Raw genomic sequence first — 18,177 nt, forward strand, 5'->3', positions numbered from 1 at the left:
ATTCGCGACCGCTTTCGCGAGCAAGCCCGCTCCCACAGGTAGAACGCAATACCCTGTGGGAGCGGGCTTGCTCGCGAAGAGGCCAGATCAGACAGCACAAAACCAGCAGGCATAAAAAAGGCCCCGGAATTCACACTCCGGGGCCTTTTGCATGTCAGCGAAGGCTTAAGCCGCTTTCGCCTCAGGCTGGCTCAACGAGCGGTTCAGCGCACTGAACAGCGCCTTGAAGCTGGCAGTGGTGATGTTTTCATCGATACCCACGCCGTGCACCGCACGCTCACCGTTCACTCGCAGCTCGATGTAAGCCGCTGCCTTGGCATTGGTGCCCGCGCCGATCGCATGTTCGTTGTAGTCCATGATCTCCACCGGAATCGGCAGGCCGGCCACCAGTGCTTCCAGCGCACCGTTGCCCTTGCCGCGCCAGTGCAGGTTGGTTTCGCCCTGACCCTGGCTCGCCACTTCCACTTCGACGGCACTGTTGCCGTTTTCTTCCTGCAGACGATGGCTGACCAGCGCGTACGGGGTGTTGGCTTGCAGGTATTCGCTGATCAACAGCGAGTGGATCTGCTTGGCGGTCATCTCAAGGCCGAGGCGATCGGTTTCCCGCTGCACCACCTGGCTGAACTCGATCTGCATGCGACGCGGCAGGCTGATGCCGTATTCCTGCTCCAGCAAGTAGGCGATACCGCCCTTGCCCGACTGGCTGTTCACACGAATCACCGCCTCGTAGCTGCGACCGATGTCGGCCGGGTCGATCGGCAGATACGGCACTTCCCACAGGGTGTCCGGTTTCTGCTGGGCGAAGCCCTTGCGGATCGCGTCCTGGTGCGAGCCGGAGAATGCGGTGTGGACCAGGTCGCCGACGTACGGGTGGCGCGGGTGCACCTGGATCTGGTTGCACTCTTCGACGACTTTGCGCACGCCGTCGATGTCGGAGAAGTCCAGTTCAGGGTCGACGCCCTGGGTGTACATGTTCAGTGCCACAGTGACGAGGTCAACGTTACCGGTACGCTCGCCGTTGCCGAACAGGCAGCCTTCGACGCGATCCGCACCTGCCATCAGGCCCAGCTCGGTAGCGGCGACGCCGGTGCCACGGTCGTTGTGGGTGTGCAGGCTGATGATCACGCTGTCACGACGGTTGATGTTGCGGCCGAACCATTCGATCTGGTCGGCGTAGACGTTCGGCGTCGCGCATTCAACGGTGGCCGGCAGGTTGAGGATCATCTTGTGCTCAGGCGTCGGATTCCAGACCTCGATCACTGCGTCACAGACTTCCTTGGCAAACTCCAGCTCGGTGGCGCTGAAGGTTTCCGGGGAGTATTCGAAAGTCCACTCGGTGTCCGGCTGCATCGCCGCGTACTTGACGAACAGCTTGGCGGCGTTGACCGCGATGGCCTTGATGCCGTCCTTGTCCTGGTTGAAGACGATGCGACGGAAGGAAGGCGAGGTGGCGTTGTACAGGTGGACGATGGCTTTCTTCGCCCCGCGCAGGGATTCGAAGGTGCGCTCGATCAAGTCTTCACGGCCCTGGGTCAGCACCTGAATGGTGGTGTCGTCCGGGATGTGGCCTTCTTCGATCAGGGTACGCACGAAGTCGAAGTCGGTTTGCGAAGCGGCCGGGAACGAGGCTTCGATTTCCTTCACACCCACCTGAACGAGGGTTTTCCAGAAGCGCAGCTTCTTCACCGCGTCCATCGGCTCGATGAGCGACTGGTTGCCGTCACGCAGATCGGAGCTGCACCAGATCGGCGCGGCGTCGATGGTTTTCGACGGCCAGGTGCGATCCGGCAGATTGATGACGGGGAACGCGCGGTATTTCGAAGACGGGTCTTTGAGCATGCTCATCGGGAAATTCCTTATTGTCTGGGCCGAAAAGAGGCGGCCTGCCGGTGGAACGAATGTTCGGGGAACAGCTTGGGACGAGGCGCAGCGATTCAGCCCGGCAGTCGTGCGCTGACGAGGCACAAACTACGGTGCTGGCGAAGCTGAATAAGGGTGTGAGAGGTTTTCATGCCTTCAACCCTAACCGCGAGGGGAGAGGATGGCAAGCAGTCGAAAAAAATTGAGAGGAATACTCGAAAAGCTGCGATCGGCGCGATTTTATTGTGCTTCAGGCGGATGATCTTATTGATGTTTGCGCGGGGTTGGATTGGGGCGCAATTGAAACTGGTGGGGTGTGAGCAGTATTTGCGGTGTGGGATGGGCCGCCTTCGCGAGCAAGCCCGCTCCCACAGTTGATCGTGTTCACAACACAAATCCAGTGTGGGAGGGGGCTTGCTCCCGAAGGGGCCGGTAGCCTCAATCAGGAATTACGGTTGGAACGCACCAATGAAAATCGCCGGATCCACCCGCGCATCGTTCAGGCTGATGTTCCAGTGCATGTGCGGCCCGGTCGCCCGGCCGGTCGAGCCGACCTTGCCCACCACCGCGCCACGGGCCAGGTGATCGCCGACCTTCACGTCGATTTTCGACATGTGGCAGAACATGCTGATAAAGCCCTGTCCGTGATCGACAAACACCGTGTTGCCGTTGAAGAAGTAGTTGCCGGTCAGAATCACTTTGCCCGCCGCCGGAGTCTTGATCGGCGTGCCGGCCGGCACCGCAAAGTCGAGACCGGCATGGGGGTTGCGCTCTTCACCATTGAAGAAGCGGCGCACACCGAACTTGCTCGACAATGGTCCGTTGACCGGTTTGTCCAGCAGCAGGTTGCTCGGGGTGTTCGGGCTGAAGCTGCGGTAAGCCTTGATCTGCTCGGCCAGTTCACCCTCGATGCGCTTGAGGTTGGCCGGGTTCGGATTGACCTGCTGAGTGTTCTTCAGGGTGATGTGCTGTTCCGGGTATTTCTTGTTGCCAACCGTGAACGGCAGATTGCGTCCGCCGCTGCTGATCTGCTGGCTGCCGGGTTTGACCGTCAGCGGCACACCGACAATCGCCAGCCAGTTGTTCTGTTCTTTCACCACCAGCACCGGTTTGCCCTGATAGGTGGCTTTTGGTGCCTGCGCGGCGCTGCCCAGATCGACCACCGCGACGCCGCCCGGCACCGGTTTGTTCAGCAAGCGGGTGATGTAGCTGTCGGCGTGGGCGTTGAAGGAGGTCAGGCACAGCAACAATAACGGAGCAAAAAAACGCGGCATGGATCAGTCCAGTAAAGAAAGAGTGACAGGCGTCAGGTGGTTATCCTCGACGCGCACTTGCAGTTCGCCTTCGCCCAGTCTGGCCTTCAGGCGTTGGCCGGTGTGGGTCTGCGCGGCATTACGGATCGCGTGCCCGCGCTCATCGAGCAGAATGCTGTAGCCACGGCCGAGGGTCGCCAGCGGACTGACCACATGCAGCGTCTGCATCTGGCTGTGCAGTTGCAGGCGACGGCTTTTCAGGCCTTCGCGCATGGCTCGCGGCAGGCGTTCGGCGAGGCTGTCGAGGCGCTGGCGCAGCATCGCCAGTTGCCGCCCCGGGTGTTGCCCGGCGAGGCGGGTTTCCAGACGGATCAGGCGCTCGCGGCGGGTATTCAGTTGGCGTTCGAACGCCCGGCGCATACGCATGTCCAGGTCATCCAGGCGTTGTGCTTGCTGACGCAGGCGTTCGCCGGGGTGGCGCAGGCGGCGGGCCATGCCTTCCAGGCGCAGACGATCGCGCATCAGCCGGTCGCGCATGCGCATCACCAGACGCCGGTGCAGACTTTCGATCTGACGGATCAGGTGGCTCGAATCCGGGGCCAGCAGTTCGGCGGCGGCGGAGGGCGTTGGGGCGCGCACGTCAGCCACGAAGTCACTGATCGACACGTCGGTTTCATGCCCGACGGCGCTGACAATCGGCGTCACGCAGGCATCGACCGCGCGGGCCACGGCTTCTTCGTTGAAGCACCAGAGGTCTTCCAGCGAGCCGCCGCCACGGGCGAGGATCAGCGCGTCGAAACCACGGGCGTCGGCCAGTTTCAGGGCGCGGACGATTTGCGCGGTGGCTTCACGGCCCTGCACGGCAGTCGGGATCAGCGTCAGTTGCACCTGCGGCGCCCGGCGGCGGAACACGCTGATGATGTCGCGAATCACCGCGCCGGTCGGCGAACTGATGATGCCGATGCGTTGCGGATGCGCCGGCAGCGGCACTTTGCGTTCGGCACTGAACAGACCTTCGGCGCTGAGCTTTTCCTTCAGTGCATCGAAGGCCAGGCGCAGCGCGCCGTCACCGGCCGGCTCCACGGTATCGAGAATCAGCTGATAGTCGCCACGGCCTTCGAACAGCGAGACCTTGCCGCGCACCTTCACGGCCAGACCGTCCTTCAGCGCCTGACGCACCCGCGCCGCATTATTGCGGAACAGCGCGCAACGCACCTGCGCACCGCTGTCCTTGAGGGTGAAATACACGTGGCCGGACGCGGGGCGGGCGAGGTTGGAGATTTCGCCTTCGACCCAGATGTTGCTGAACACGTCTTCGAGCAACACCCGCGCGCGGCCGTTGAGCTGGCTGACGGTCAGGACTTCACGGTCCAGGCCAAGTCTTGCAAAGGGATCTTTAATCATGGGGCGCAGTTTAAAGGCATTCGCCTACCGATCACCATGACCCAACACAAAACCCCTTGTGGGAGCGGGCTTGCTCGCGAAAGCGGTGTGGCAGGCACATCAAGTTTCGACTGACACGCCGCTTTCGCGAGCAAGCCCGCTCCCACAGGGTTTTGTGAACATATTGATGAAGTGTTGTACCAGTGACGTGGGGGTTTGCCGATAGGCGAGGGCGACGGTGCTTTGGCAATCGGGATCACTCAGCGGTAAGAATCGTACGCCGCCGGGGGCGATGTCCTGCATTGATTCGGGCAGCAGGGCGATGCCGAATCCAGCCTGAATCAACTGCAACTGCGTAGTTTTGCGCGACATCACCCGCGCCGCTTTGGGAAAAAAGCCCTGACGCATACACAGGTCAGCGCACAAGTAACTGAGCCCGCCACGCTGCGGATGCGGGATCGAGATAAACGGCTCGTCCTTCAGTTGCGCCAATTCGACAGCGGCTGAATCGGCCAGGCGATGATCGTTCGGCACCGCCAGCAGCAGGCGTTCGGTGAACAATGGCACCACCTGAATACCTTCACGCTGACGCAGCACCGGCAGGCGCAACAGGCCAATGTCCAGGCGTCCTTCCGCGAGTTCCTCAAGCTGCGCCTCGGAGGACAGCTTGCCGATGTCCAGCGACACGCCCTGCTGCTGATCGAGATAAGTGCTGATCCGACGTAATAAATGCCCGTTGATCGACACGGTGCTGGAATGACTCAGACGCAGCGTGCCCAGTTGTCCGTTACCGACTTCGGTCGCCATCGCGCTGGCCTTGCTTAGCTCGTTGAGCAGGTTTCTGGCCCGGGGCAGAAACGCCTCACCCGCCGCCGTGAGCCGGGGCTGGCGTGCGGTGCGTTCGAACAGCGGGGTTTGCAGGCGCGCTTCCATGTCCTTGATCTGCCGGCTCAGCGCCGACTGCGCGATGAACAAGCGTTCAGCCGCGGCGCTGAAGCTGCCGCATTCGGCGATTTCCACGAAATAGCGCAGTTGACGGGTTGAAAGCACCAGGTATGCCTTTTTGAGATGGGTGGGCGACTTTGATCATATTAGTCGCAAGGCTTGGCGCTGGCTAAAGTCATCACAGGCTTATAAAGGAAGCGGACCGATGAGCGTGGCGGGGTTGTTGAGCGAGTGGACGTGGGGCGCGGGCGGCTGGGCGGTGATCGGGCTGGGCATCGCACTGGCCTATATCGTCTTCGGGATTGCCGGGTTCGGTACCGCACTGGTCGCGGGGCCGATTCTGATTCTGTTCATGCCGTTGTCGAAAATCGTGCCGCTGCTGGTGCTGCTGGATTTCGTCGCGGCGTTCGGCAATCTGCTGCCCTCGCGCCGGGATGTGGCGAAGCCTGAGTTGTTACGGCTGCTGCCGTGCATGGCGGTGGGGTGCACGTTGGGGGTGATTTTCCTGCTCAACCTCAAATCCGACCTGTTGCTGCTGTTGATGGGGTTATTCATCAGCACTTATGCGGTTTACAGCCTGTGGGTGAAAACCCGGCCGACGCAGTTGTCTGCCGCATGGGCGCTACCGATGGGCACGGTAGGCGGGCTGTTTGGCGCGCTGTTTGGCAGTGGCGGCTTTCTATATGCGATCTATCTCAACAGCCGCCTGCCCAAGGACGCGGCGCGGGCCACGCAAAGTGCGCTGATCAGTTGCAGCACGGTGGTACGTTTGAGCCTGTTCGCCATCGCCGGGGTGTATGCCGAGCTACCCTTGTTGATGCTGGCGGTGTGTCTGTTGCCGGCCATGGCGCTGGGCCTGTGGATCGGGCGGCGGTTGACGATGCGCTTGTCGCGCGAGGCGTTTGTCCGATTGGTGACCTGGCTGGTGCTGGCGAGCGGGATTGCGTTGATCGGGCGCTACATTATTAGTATGGCGTGAGCACTTGACCGGATTTCGTCAGGGATTAAGCTGCCGGCCTTTAGGGCCCCTTCGCGGGCAAGCCCGCTCCCACATTGGAATGCATATCCCTGTGGGAGCGGGCTTGCTCGCGAAGGCGTCAGAAGCCATACCGCAGGACTTTCCATGAATTCGCAAAGCATCATCGTCCCGAAAATCTCCACCCTGCCGGTCCACGAACCCCGGGCGCGGGCGATCGTGCGCTGGCTGGTGCGCAAGAACATCATCGAAGAACAGCTGACCACTTGCGGCCGCACCGGCAATCGCATGGCCCATGCGATTGCCGACGGCGCGCGTGCGGTGGTGCTGCACCCCGAGGCGCTGCCCTTCGGTGAGCCGATCAATGGGTTGGAGATCATCGTCAAGCGCTGCATCTACACCCCGGCCAAGGGTTTTCTCGAAGAAGCCGGGTGCGCCGAGTGCCGCCGTGAAGTTGGCGAAGCGCTGTTCGAAAGCCTGGAAGACTGGTTTCCAGGCCGCACCGACAACTTCACCTGCCCGGAATGCGGGCATGAAGACGACATCAACGGCTTTCTGTTCTTGCAGGAATGTGCGTTTTCCAACCTCGGCTTCATCTTCAACAACTGGCTGGAAGCCGGGTTCAAGCAGAGCTTTATCGATGAGTTCGCCGATTGGCTCGATCAACTTGTCTCTTGGGTCAAGGTGGAGCTGTAGCAGCGGGGGTCTCCGTATATCAGCAACATTGATATTAAGCTGAGTTTTACATTGAACAGCAGGGGGTGTCTGACTATAATGGCGCGCTTCCATTTTCCCGCTCGGGAGCCCCCGCGATGCTGCGTATCAGCCAAGAAGCTCTGACATTCGACGACATTCTCCTAGTGCCTGGTTATTCCGAGGTGCTTCCTAACGAAGTCAGTCTCAAGACCCGCCTTACCCGTGGCATCGAGCTGAATATTCCTCTGGTTTCTGCCGCCATGGACACCGTTACTGAAGCCCGTCTGGCAATCGCCATGGCTCAGGAAGGTGGTATCGGTATCATCCACAAGAACATGACCATCGAGCAGCAAGCTGCCGAAGTGCGTAAGGTCAAGAAGTTCGAAGCCGGCGTCGTGAAAGATCCGATCACCATCGAGGCTGATGCCACGGTGCGTGACCTGTTCGAACTGACCCGCATGCACAACATTTCCGGCGTTCCGGTGCTGCACGATGGCGACCTGGTCGGCATCGTCACCTCCCGTGACGTCCGCTTCGAAACCCGTCTGGAAGCCACCGTACGTGAAGTGATGACGCCTAAAGAGCGTCTGGTCACCGTGCGTGAAGGCGCCGACAAGAACGAAGTCCGCGAGTTGCTGCACAAGCACCGCCTGGAAAAAGTCCTGATCGTCGACGACAAGTTTGCCCTCAAAGGCATGATGACCGTCAAAGACATCGAAAAAGCCAAAGCCTACCCGCTGGCCAGCAAGGACGATCAAGGTCGTCTGCGCGTTGGCGCTGCCGTCGGTACCGGTAAAGACACCGGTGACCGCGTTGCCGCGCTGGTCAACGCCGGTGTGGACGTGGTGGTGGTCGACACCGCACACGGTCACTCCAAGGGTGTGATCGACCGCGTTCGCTGGGTCAAAGAGAATTTCCCTGAAGTGCAGGTGATCGGCGGCAACATCGCCACCGGCGCAGCCGCCAAGGCCCTGGCCGAAGCGGGTGCCGATGCGGTCAAGGTCGGTATCGGCCCTGGCTCGATCTGCACCACCCGTATCGTCGCCGGTGTCGGCGTGCCGCAAATCAGTGCCATCGCCAACGTCGCCGCTGCCCTTGAAGGCACTGGCGTGCCGTTGATCGCCGACGGCGGCATCCGTTTCTCCGGTGACCTGTCCAAGGCCATCGTAGCCGGTGCGTCCTGCGTGATGATGGGTTCGATGTTCGCCGGTACTGAAGAAGCGCCGGGCGAGATCGAACTGTTCCAGGGCCGTTCGTACAAGGCTTATCGCGGCATGGGTTCGCTGGGCGCCATGTCCCAAGCGCAAGGTTCTTCCGACCGTTACTTCCAGGACTCCTCGGCAGGCGCCGAGAAGCTTGTTCCGGAAGGGATCGAAGGCCGTGTGCCGTACAAAGGCACCCTGACGGCGATCATCCACCAGTTGATGGGCGGTCTGCGTTCCTCGATGGGTTACACCGGCAGCGCCAACATCGAAGAAATGCGCACCAAGCCTGAGTTCGTGCGGATCACCGGTGCCGGTATGGCCGAATCCCACGTTCACGACGTGCAGATCACCAAAGAAGCGCCAAACTACCGCGTAGGTTGATGCTTCAAGCAAATCGTTAAGCAACCGGGGCTGTTTTATTCAGCCCCGAGTTGTTTCTGAATCACGACTGTTTCTGAATTACTTAGACGAGACTGAATCATGGCCCTCGACATTCACGCTCACCGCATCCTGATCCTCGACTTCGGTTCGCAATACACCCAACTGATTGCCCGCCGCGTGCGCGAGATCGGTGTGTATTGCGAGCTGCACCCGTTCGACATGGACGAAGAGGCGATCCGCGAATTCGCACCTAAAGGCGTCATCCTCGCCGGCGGCCCCGAGTCCGTGCACGAAGCCAACAGCCCGCGCTGCCCACAGGCAGTCTTCGATCTGGGCGTGCCGGTCTTCGGTATCTGCTACGGCATGCAGACCATGGCCGAGCAACTGGGCGGCAAGGTTGAAGGTTCCGAGCTGCGTGAGTTCGGTTACGCCCGCGTTGACGTAGTCGGCAAGAGCCGCCTGCTCGACGGCATCGAGGACCACATCGACGCCGACGGCCTGTTCGGTCTCGACGTGTGGATGAGCCACGGTGACAAGGTCACCAAGATGCCGGAAGACTTCCACATCCTGGCCAGCACCCCAAGCTGCCCGATCGCCGGCATGTTCAACGACGAGCGCGCTTACTACGGCGTGCAGTTCCACCCGGAAGTGACCCACACCAAGCAGGGCGGCCGCATCCTGTCGCGCTTCGTGCTGGACATCTGCGGCTGTGAAGCCCTGTGGACTCCGTCGAAGATCGCTGAAGACGCCATCGCCAACATCCGCGCACAGGTCGGCACCGACAACGTGCTGCTGGGTCTGTCCGGCGGCGTTGACTCCTCGGTGGTTGCGGCGCTGCTGCACAAAGCCATCGGCGACCAACTGACCTGCGTCTTCGTCGACAACGGCCTGCTGCGTCTGCACGAAGGCGAGCAAGTGATGGCCATGTTCGCCGAGAACATGGGCGTCAAGGTGATCCGCGCCAACGCGGAAGAGCAGTTCCTGAACAACCTGGCCGGCGAAGCCGATCCGGAGAAGAAGCGCAAGATCATCGGCCGTACCTTCATCGACGTGTTCGATGCCGAATCCTGCAAGCTGGACAACATCAAGTACCTGGCGCAAGGCACCATCTACCCGGACGTGATCGAGTCGGCTGGCGCGAAAAGCGGCAAGGCCCACGTGATCAAGTCGCACCACAACGTGGGCGGCCTGCCGGAAGAAATGAACCTGAAACTGGTCGAGCCACTGCGCGAACTGTTCAAGGACGAAGTCCGTCGTCTGGGTCTGGAACTGGGCCTGCCGTACGACATGGTCTACCGTCACCCGTTCCCGGGCCCGGGTCTGGGCGTGCGCATCCTCGGTGAAGTGAAGAAGGAATACGCCGACCTGCTGCGTCGCGCCGACCATATCTTCATCGAAGAACTGCGCAAAGCCGACTGGTATCACAAAGTCAGCCAGGCCTTCGTGGTGTTCCAGCCAGTGAAATCGGTTGGCGTGGTCGGCGACGGCCGTCGTTACGCCTGGGTCGTGGCCCTGCGTGCCGTGGAAACCATCGACTTCATGACCGCACGTTGGGCACACCTGCCTTACGAACTGCTGGAAACCGTCTCCGGCCGCATCATCAATGAAATCGAAGGTATTTCGCGCGTCACTTACGACGTGTCGAGCAAGCCGCCGGCGACCATTGAGTGGGAGTGATCCCGCGCAAGCCGTAAAGGCTTGATCGCCGCAACCGAAAAGCCGTGTGAAATCCGTTTCACACGGCTTTTCTGTTTTTGCGTTACAGCGGTTTTGACCAGCCACCCAGTTGCATGCCCATGTCATCCAGAGCTTGCAGCAGCGCTTTCATGCTCGGGTAGCGTTTACCGCTCACCGAAGGCCAGCCGGGGCGTTCGATGTAGAAATGTTTGCCGTCGGTGTCGATGACGGTCCGTACCAGTTCTCGGGTGCGGCTGCGATGAACGATGAACGTCAGGTTGGGTTGCTGCTTCAGGGAGTACATGCCGTAGCGAGGCAGCAGGGTTTCGAATTCGGTCATCGTGTGCGCGGTCCAGGGTGTTTCGATTTGCAGGCGCAAGTCGCCTCTGACCAGCGCGGAACGATCGTGCGCCGTACCGCCCAAGGGCAGGATTCTCCCGGGATCGACTTCAATGCCCCGTGAAGTCCCTTCGGCGACATCCTCGACGCGAATGCCGATTGCCTCTTCCAGTTCGCTGACGCCGGCAACCCCATCAAAAGTGTTGGAGTGAGAGTTGCCCATCAGCGCCACCCATTTGTGCGCGCCGCGTGCGGACTGATCGGCACGGATCATCAGACGCGCGAAGTAATTCATCATTTTCTGCCGCGCGGTGTTGTTGCCGGTCGGCAGATCCATGCCGTTGAGTCGGTAACTCGCCATGCAATCGATGGCTTGTACATGGATCCCCTGCTTTCTGGCTTCCTTGACCAATTCCAGGAACGTGTAGCGCTTGAGCGGATCGGTCATGTTGCCGACGTCGAGTGACTTGAGATAGGCCTCCAGTTTTTGCGGCATGTTGCCCGTGCGGAAGAACTCATCCAGCGCGGCTTGATGGAAATCGGTCAGCAGGTGCTCCATGTACAGGCTCTTCACCTGTTTGCTGGCGAGCAATTGCATGTTCTCGATCAGCCATTGCTTGCTGCCGATGGCCGTGTGGCTCTCGCCGATGACCAGGCCCCGGGCATGTTCGAGGATTTTTTCGATGATTTCTTCGGCGGTCGCATCTGCCGCCAGGGCTGGCACCGGAGGACGATCGGGCAGGCGCAGCGTGCTGAAAAAATCCAGTGCATCGTGATACAGGCGTTTGCGAATGACCTTGAAATCGCGGTAGGCATCGAACTCGTTCAAGCTGTCGTAGAAGTCACGCAGGGCTTCGTCATTCATCCCGGCGGCGCCTTCCTCCAGATGCGTCTTGAGGGGGGCAGGCACGTCGTATTGCGAGGCGGGCAGGGCGACCACCGGGCTGCGACTGCTCGATCCGGCCAGACCCGAAGGCTTGCCGCCGCCGCTGAGTCCCGCGCGCGGCATGGTTTCCCATTCACCCTCAGGGTTCAGGCGTACCGGGATCGAACGAGTAAAGCCGTGGGGATGCTCGGGATCAATGACCGCCCATTGTCCGCTGCCGTTGATATCGGCTTCGTAGCGTACGTAATAGGCGGTGTCATCCATCAAGATGGCGGTTGAGGGGTTCGAATCGAGCAGATAAATGCCCTGGAATTTTCCGGGCTCGCTCACCGGCGTAATGCCGTCGAGCAACTCATTGGCTTGCCAGTTCGGCGGAACGACCGGTCGCGGGGTGTCTTCAATCAAGGGCGTGGCAATCGGCAGTTGAGGCCCACCCATCGGCGTCCCGCCTTTATCGGTCAGGTCGGCCATCTCCGCTGCCTCGGCGGCATCCACCTCGGGGCCGACCTCGGCCAGCGATCCAGGGCCTTTGAGGACCAGCAGGTTGAACAGCATGTCGATACCGCTGAGCACCGCACCGAGAATCCCGGCTTTGCGCTCGGCGGCGGTTTTGCCATTGACCGCCTGATCGATGTTCAGCCCCATGTTGGCAATGCTGGCGCCGATCACCGGCAATGCGACTGGCCAGCCGACCACGGCCATTGGCCCGAACACCTTGACCCCGGCGCTGAGGTAGCCGATCCACAGCTTCTTGCGCAGTTCACCGTTGGAGGTCAGGGACAGGCTGGCTTCGGCAAACATCGCCGTACGGGTCGAGTCACTCAGCCAGGTGAAGGCGTCGCCGCTGACCGCGCGGTTGTCCTGATTGATCATCGAGTGATCGTAGCGGCCCCACGTGGCCACCAGGCGATTCATCAGGTCACCAAGATTGGCGTTGATCTGCTGCCGGTCGGCCAGCGAGAAATGCGCAAGGAATGTCTCGCGCGCGGCAGGTGTGTTCATCCGCTGCAGGATCCAGAAGTGCAGGTCGGTGGCGCTTTCCCGTACATGGAAGGCATCGCTGTCGCCGGGCAGGTAGAGGATCTGCCGCCCCTGGGGCGCGACGAAACGCAGGACGTTGATAGCGGCGTAACCGGTCAGATCCAGCGTGCGCACACTGTTCGGGCAAGGGTGGCTGGTCTGCAGCATTGGCAGGCTGACCGGCCACGTCAGAGGGCCGATCGCCGCTTGCGTGACAAACTGGAAATCCTCGTCACTCAACTGGCGTTTGTCCCGCGCCTGCAGTGCTTTGATCAGGAAATTACACTTGGCCAGGGTACGAAAGTCGCTGCCGCTGGTGTTCCAGAATGCGTTCAGTTGAGCGTCGTACAGCGCGCTGAAGTCGATGCTCCAGAAGTCCTTGAGCACATCGTTGCTATGCAGGCGCACTTCATTGCGTTCATCGAAGGTACGGGCGTCGGGACCGGCAGTATAGAAACCGCCATAGACATCGAGCAGGTCGGCGTTGTCCTGATCGGCGACGCGAAAGCGGTGAATCACCAACTGGGTCAGGGTCATGCTTGACGTGGGCGTGGCGTGCACGTGCTCCCAGCCGGTGAAGGCATTCGAACTGCTTTGCGAGGCGTCGAAGCGGTGGAAATACACCTGATCCGGGTCGAGGCCGTGGACCTGGTATTTGATCAACAAGTCGCTGGCGACCTGTCGAGCAGCGTCCTGCAGGCTCGGGCAGGTCTGGATGACGGTGGCGGCAATCGCCTTGAGCGCGGCCTTGTCGGCGGCGTTGGGCATCGGGTTGGGCATGTGTTTGGGCTCTCTGTCCTTGAGTAACGGGTGGCACAGGATGGCGCGGCTGTTCGATGCATGTGCACTACATAGTTATGTCACCTGAGCAGTTGAAATCGTGTACGCGCGAGGCGCAACTGCGTCCATCCGCCGCGCTGCCCTTACTGTTTCGCAATTGCAGGTGTATCGTATTTGCCTTTTGCGGGCCCGGTGCCCGACGCAGATACGTGAGGTAGTTGAGTTCATGTCCTTTACCCGTCGCCAAATCCTCGGTGGCCTGGCCGGTCTTGTTGTCGTTGGTGTCGGAGCGGGAGGCGCGTCGCGCTACTGGCTGGGCAAGATGGCCGATGCTGACGCGGGCCACGACTACGAGCTGATCGCGGCGCCACTGGACGTTGAATTGGTGCCAGGGCACAAGACCGAGGCCTGGGCGTTCGGCCCGTCGGCGCCGGGCACCGAACTGCGTGTGCGTCAGGGCGAGTGGCTGCGGGTGCGTTTCATCAACCACCTGCCGGTGGCGACCACCATTCACTGGCACGGCATCCGTTTGCCGCTGGAGATGGACGGTGTGCCGTACGTCTCGCAATTGCCGGTGCTGCCCGGTGAATACTTCGATTACAAATTCCGCGTGCCGGACGCGGGCAGCTACTGGTATCACCCGCACGTCAGCAGCAGCGAAGAGCTGGGGCGCGGGCTGGTCGGGCCGTTGATTGTCGAAGAGCGCGAGCCGACCGGTTTCAAGTACGAAAAGACCCTGAGTCTGAAGAACTGGCACATCGACGAGCAAGGCAATTTCGTCGAGTTCAGCATTCCCCGTGAAGCGGCGCGTGGCGGTACGGCGGGGCGCTTGTCGACCATCAACGGTGTGCCAACGCCGGTGATCGAGTTGCCGGCGGGGCAGATCACCCGGGTGCGTTTGCTCAACCTCGACAACACCCTGACCTATCGCATCAACATCCCCGGCGTCGAAGCGCAGATCTATGCGCTGGACGGCAACCCGATCGAGCCGCGGCCGCTGGGCAAGGAATACTGGCTCGGCCCCGGCATGCGCATTTGCCTGGCGATCAAGGCGCCGCCGGCCGGAGAAGAGTTGTCGCTGCGCAACGGCCCGGTGCGACTGGGAACCTTGCGCTCGGTGGCCAATAACGATGCGCCAACCGAGTGGCCGAAAGCCTTGCCCGCCAACCCGGTGGCCGAGCCGGATCTGGCGAATGCCGAGAAACTCAACTTCAATTTCGAATGGGTCGGTTCGGTGTCGGTGAATGTCGACAACGGCAAGCCACCGAGCCTGTGGCAGATCAACGGCAAGGCCTGGGACATCACGGACAAGACCTGCGCCGATCGGCCGATTGCCAGCCTGAAACTGGGCCAGAGCTACATCTTCGAACTGAAGAACATGACTCAGTATCAGCACCCGATTCACCTGCACGGCATGAGCTTCAAGGTGATTGCGTCGAACCGGCACAAGATCACGCCGTACTTCACCGACACCTATCTGCTGGGCAAGAACGAGCGTGCGCAAGTGGCGCTGGTGGCGGATAACCCGGGGGTATGGATGTTCCATTGCCACGTGATCGACCACATGGAAACCGGCCTGATGGCCGCCATCGAGGTGAAGTGATGCGCCAGATTCGCCCCGCCGCGATCATCGACCGCAGCCGTGACCGCGATTTCATGCGCGAAGCGCTGGAGCTTGCTGCCCAAGGCGCAGCCCTCGGCGAAGTGCCGGTGGGCGCGGTGCTGGTGCAGGACGGTGAAATCATCGGGCGTGGCTACAACTGCCCGATCACCACCAGCGACCCGAGTGCCCACGCGGAAATGGTCGCGATCCGCGCCGCTGCGCAAGCTGTCAGCAACTATCGCCTGCCCGGCAGCACGCTGTACGTGACGCTGGAACCGTGCAGCATGTGCGCCGGGCTGATCGTGCATTCACGCATTGCCCGGGTGGTGTATGGCGCGCTGGAGCCGAAAGCCGGGATTGTGCAGAGTCAGGGACAGTTCTTTACCCAGGGCTTTTTGAATCACCGGGTGTTGTATGAAGGTGGGGTGCTGGCGGAGGAGTGTGGGGCGGTGCTGACCGAGTTCTTCAGAGCCCGTCGCGCAAAACCCACTGAATAAACACAAGACCCAATGTGGGAGCGGGCTTGCTCGCGAAAGCGGTGTGTCAGGCGATTAAAATGTTGCCTGATACACCGCTTTCGCGAGCAAGCCCGCTCCCACAGGGGGGATCTCCCGTGTAGGGGGGATCGGGTTATTTCTTCGCGACAATCACCGCGCGCAGCGGCGCCGGCAGCCCTTCGATAGTCTTGCTGTGATCCTCGGGATCAAGGAAATCGCTCAACGATTGATACTTCATCCACTCGGTACCGCGTTGTTCTTCAACGGTGGTGGTGCTGATGTCCACGCATTTCACATCGGTGAAACCTGCCCGACGCAGCCACAATTCCAGCGCCGGTACCGACGGCAGGAACCACACGTTGCGCATTTGCGCGTAGCGATCTTCCGGCACCAGCACCTGATGCTTGTCGCCTTCCACCACCAGCGTTTCCAGCACCAGTTCGCCGCCCTTGACCAGGCAATCCTTCAGCGCCAGCAAATGCTCGATCGGCGAACGTCGGTGGTAGAACACGCCCATCGAAAACACTGTGTCGAAGCCTTCGAGGTTCGGCGGCAGGTCTTCGAACGGGAACGGCAGGTGCCAGGCATTCGGCTCGGACAGATAACGCTGCACGGCCTGGAACTGGCAGAAGAACAGCCAGTTCGGATCGACGCCGATCACGCTGTCGGCACCGGCGCCGAGCATGCGCCACATGTAATAGCCGTTGCCGCAACCAACGTCGAGGATGCGTTTGCCCTTCAGGTCCAGATGCGGGGCGACCCGCGACCACTTCCAGTCCGAGCGCCATTCGGTGTCGACGTGCACCCCGAACAGGTCGAACGGCCCCTTGCGCCACGGCGACAGGCCCATCAGCGCGGTGCGCATCTGCGCGCGGGTTTCGTCGTCGCAGTCGGTGTCCAGTTTCAGGCCGTTGAGCAGATCGACTTCAGTCGGCTCAAGTTTCGGCAACGCGTCCAGCGCACTCTGCCAGCGCTCCAGATCGCCGTGACCTTTCTCCATTTTCTTGTCGAGTTGCCCTTGCAGGGTGTTGGCCCAGTCGGCCAGCGGGGTGCCGGCCAGACGGCGGGCGAGGGGGGACAGATCAATCATGGCAAGGCAATCAACGAGGCAAAGTTAAGACACTGGAACCACGGCACGACTTTCGAGAACCCGGCGGCCAGCAGGCGTTCGCGGTGTTCTTCGAGGCTGTCGGGCTTCATGACGTTTTCGATGGCGCTGCGCTTCTGGGCGATTTCCAGTTCGCTGTAGCCGTTGGCGCGTTTGAACGCGACGTGCAGATCGGTGAGCAGCGCGTGTTCTTCGGCGTCGTTGAAGCGCAGCTTCTCCGAGAGAATCAGCGCGCCGCCGGGCAGCAGCGACTGGCGAATACGCGAGAGCAACGCGGTGCGCTGCTCCGGGGCGATGAATTGCAGGGTGAAGTTCAGTGCCACCACCGAGGCCGGTTTGAACTCGAGGGCGAGGATATCGCCTTCGATTACCTCGACCGGGAGCAGCTCCTGGAACATCGAATCCTGACCGTTGAGGTACTCGCGGCAGCGTTCGATCATCGCCGCCGAGTTATCCACCGCGATCACCCGGCAACCGTCGGTGCGCACGTGACGGCGCAAGGCTTGAGTCACGGCGCCGAGCGAAGCACCGAGGTCGTACAGAACGCTGTTCGGTTGGGCAAATTGCGCCGCGAGTACGCCGAGGTTTTCGACAATGGTCGGGTAACCCGGGACCGAGCGCTTGATCATGTCCGGGAACACCCGCACCACGTCCTCGTTGAAGGCGAAGTCAGGCACCTGGGCCATCGGCTGGGCGAAAATGCGATCGGGTTCTTTGCTCACGGCGGTTCCGGCGGTGTTGATGAAAAGGCCGGCATTTTAGCCAAAGTGGCGTCGGGATGCTTGGGTTGTCCGACGTGGCGAGGGGATTTATCCCCGATGGGCTGCGAAGCAGCCCCAAGATCTGTGCCCGCGGTCTGTCTGACATACCTGATTGACCGGTTTCAGGGCCGCTGCGCAGCCCATCGGGGATGAATCCCCTCACTACAAAATTAGCGGTGTTTCACGGAAAACGCCGAAGCGGCAATCCCCCACTGGCCCAGCCAGTAACTGAGGATGATCACGTACGGCGCAGCATGAAACGGCGCCACAAAGCGATCAATGCCGATCACACTGTCGGAGAACACGAACGCCAGCGCACCCGCCGCCGCCAGCAGCGCCGAACGCTTGGGCACATCGGTGCCGAGGCGGGCGAGGGCGCGCCAGAGCATGGCGCTGATCGCGGTGCCATAGACGACCACTGGCACTAGCAACGGCCCGAGGCCACTGGAAATCAAAATCCCCAGCAGCACCGCGCCGACGCCGAGCGCGAGCACCAGCGGCAAAAGCGCCAGCCGTTTGCAGTCGCTGAGGTAAGCCTTGAGATACGCCAGATGCGCCACCAGAAACGCACCGAGGCCAAACACAAACAAATCCCCCGGCCACGCCAGCAACACGTCACCGAGCACAGAGAAAATCAGCCCCAGACTGATCCAGCGTCGATAGTCGCTGGGTGGCGCATCGTGCAGCCAGCCGAGCAGCGCCAGCACCGGTAACGGTTTGACCAGCAGGCAGAGCAATACCGCATGGGTGCTCACACCGTAGAGAAACGTCACCGCGCCCATCAGCGCCAGAATCAGCCAGCCCACG

Annotated in this window: 14 protein-coding genes; 6 read left to right on the plus strand and 8 right to left on the minus strand. The window is 61.2% G+C overall.

The annotated features are described in order from the left end of the window. Nucleotides 1-165 precede the first annotated feature (165 nt). The 4 genes from leuA to KCG87_RS16880 form a co-directional block, all read right to left on the minus strand. Nucleotides 166-1,845 carry a 2-isopropylmalate synthase gene (leuA, locus tag KCG87_RS16865; RefSeq protein ID WP_003227879.1) on the minus strand — a complete coding sequence of 560 codons (1,680 nt, stop codon included), beginning with the start codon at nucleotides 1,843-1,845 and terminating at the stop codon, nucleotides 166-168. Between the two features lie 464 nt (nucleotides 1,846-2,309). Beyond that, nucleotides 2,310-3,134: a peptidoglycan DD-metalloendopeptidase family protein gene (locus KCG87_RS16870; protein ID WP_210558521.1), complete on the minus strand. Its 825-nt coding sequence runs from the start codon at nucleotides 3,132-3,134 to the stop codon at nucleotides 2,310-2,312. A 3-nt stretch (nucleotides 3,135-3,137) separates the two neighbouring features. Beyond that, nucleotides 3,138-4,517, minus strand: coding sequence for an exodeoxyribonuclease VII large subunit (xseA, locus tag KCG87_RS16875; RefSeq protein ID WP_210558520.1), 1,380 nt, complete (start codon nucleotides 4,515-4,517; stop codon nucleotides 3,138-3,140). Between the two features lie 99 nt (nucleotides 4,518-4,616). Next, entirely contained in the window at nucleotides 4,617-5,546 is a 930-nt protein-coding gene (locus KCG87_RS16880; RefSeq protein WP_210558519.1) for a LysR family transcriptional regulator, read from the minus strand. 100 nt (nucleotides 5,547-5,646) lie between these two features. On the opposite strand from KCG87_RS16880, the gene KCG87_RS16885 reads away from it, so the two are divergent. From KCG87_RS16885 to guaA, 4 genes are all read left to right on the plus strand, one after another. Further along, a complete protein-coding gene (locus tag KCG87_RS16885) occupies nucleotides 5,647-6,420 on the plus strand; it encodes a sulfite exporter TauE/SafE family protein (RefSeq protein WP_210558518.1) in 774 nt (257 codons plus the stop codon). A gap of 144 nt (nucleotides 6,421-6,564) precedes the next feature. After that, entirely contained in the window at nucleotides 6,565-7,113 is a 549-nt protein-coding gene (locus KCG87_RS16890; RefSeq protein ID WP_210558517.1) for a sugar ABC transporter ATPase, read from the plus strand. 116 nt (nucleotides 7,114-7,229) lie between these two features. Next, nucleotides 7,230-8,699, plus strand: coding sequence for an IMP dehydrogenase (gene guaB / locus KCG87_RS16895; RefSeq protein WP_027612123.1), 1,470 nt, complete (start codon nucleotides 7,230-7,232; stop codon nucleotides 8,697-8,699). A 99-nt stretch (nucleotides 8,700-8,798) separates the two neighbouring features. Next, on the plus strand, nucleotides 8,799-10,376 hold the full coding sequence (gene guaA / locus KCG87_RS16900) for a glutamine-hydrolyzing GMP synthase (protein WP_003227864.1): 1,578 nt from the start codon (nucleotides 8,799-8,801) through the stop codon (nucleotides 10,374-10,376). Nucleotides 10,377-10,458: 82 nt separating this feature from the next. Here the strand turns inward: guaA and KCG87_RS16905 are convergent, their stop codons facing one another. Next, entirely contained in the window at nucleotides 10,459-13,401 is a 2,943-nt protein-coding gene (locus KCG87_RS16905; protein ID WP_210558516.1) for a membrane-targeted effector domain-containing toxin, read from the minus strand. Between the two features lie 226 nt (nucleotides 13,402-13,627). On the opposite strand from KCG87_RS16905, the gene KCG87_RS16910 reads away from it, so the two are divergent. Together KCG87_RS16910 and tadA are read left to right on the plus strand one after the other, a co-directional pair. Beyond that, nucleotides 13,628-15,004: a multicopper oxidase family protein gene (locus KCG87_RS16910; RefSeq protein ID WP_095136913.1), complete on the plus strand. Its 1,377-nt coding sequence runs from the start codon at nucleotides 13,628-13,630 to the stop codon at nucleotides 15,002-15,004. Beyond that, nucleotides 15,004-15,501 (plus strand): tRNA adenosine(34) deaminase TadA, encoded by a 498-nt coding sequence (tadA, locus tag KCG87_RS16915; RefSeq protein WP_210558515.1) that lies wholly within the window; start codon nucleotides 15,004-15,006, stop codon nucleotides 15,499-15,501. Before KCG87_RS16910 ends, tadA begins: the two co-directional genes overlap by 1 nt. Nucleotides 15,502-15,634: 133 nt before the next feature. Here the strand turns inward: tadA and cmoB are convergent, their stop codons facing one another. From cmoB to KCG87_RS16930, 3 genes are all read right to left on the minus strand, one after another. Continuing rightward, nucleotides 15,635-16,591, minus strand: a complete 957-nt coding sequence (cmoB, locus tag KCG87_RS16920; RefSeq protein ID WP_210558514.1) for a tRNA 5-methoxyuridine(34)/uridine 5-oxyacetic acid(34) synthase CmoB — start codon at nucleotides 16,589-16,591, stop codon at nucleotides 15,635-15,637. Further along, entirely contained in the window at nucleotides 16,588-17,295 is a 708-nt protein-coding gene (gene cmoA / locus KCG87_RS16925) for a carboxy-S-adenosyl-L-methionine synthase CmoA (RefSeq protein WP_245223473.1), read from the minus strand. Before cmoA ends, cmoB begins: the two co-directional genes overlap by 4 nt. Nucleotides 17,296-17,540: 245 nt before the next feature. Continuing rightward, entirely contained in the window at nucleotides 17,541-18,176 is a 636-nt protein-coding gene (locus tag KCG87_RS16930; RefSeq protein WP_210558513.1) for a lysoplasmalogenase, read from the minus strand. Nucleotide 18,177 lies beyond the last annotated feature (1 nt).

Source organism: Pseudomonas sp. MWU347 (assembly GCF_017947305.1).
Taxonomy (GTDB): domain Bacteria; phylum Pseudomonadota; class Gammaproteobacteria; order Pseudomonadales; family Pseudomonadaceae; genus Aquipseudomonas; species Aquipseudomonas putida_A.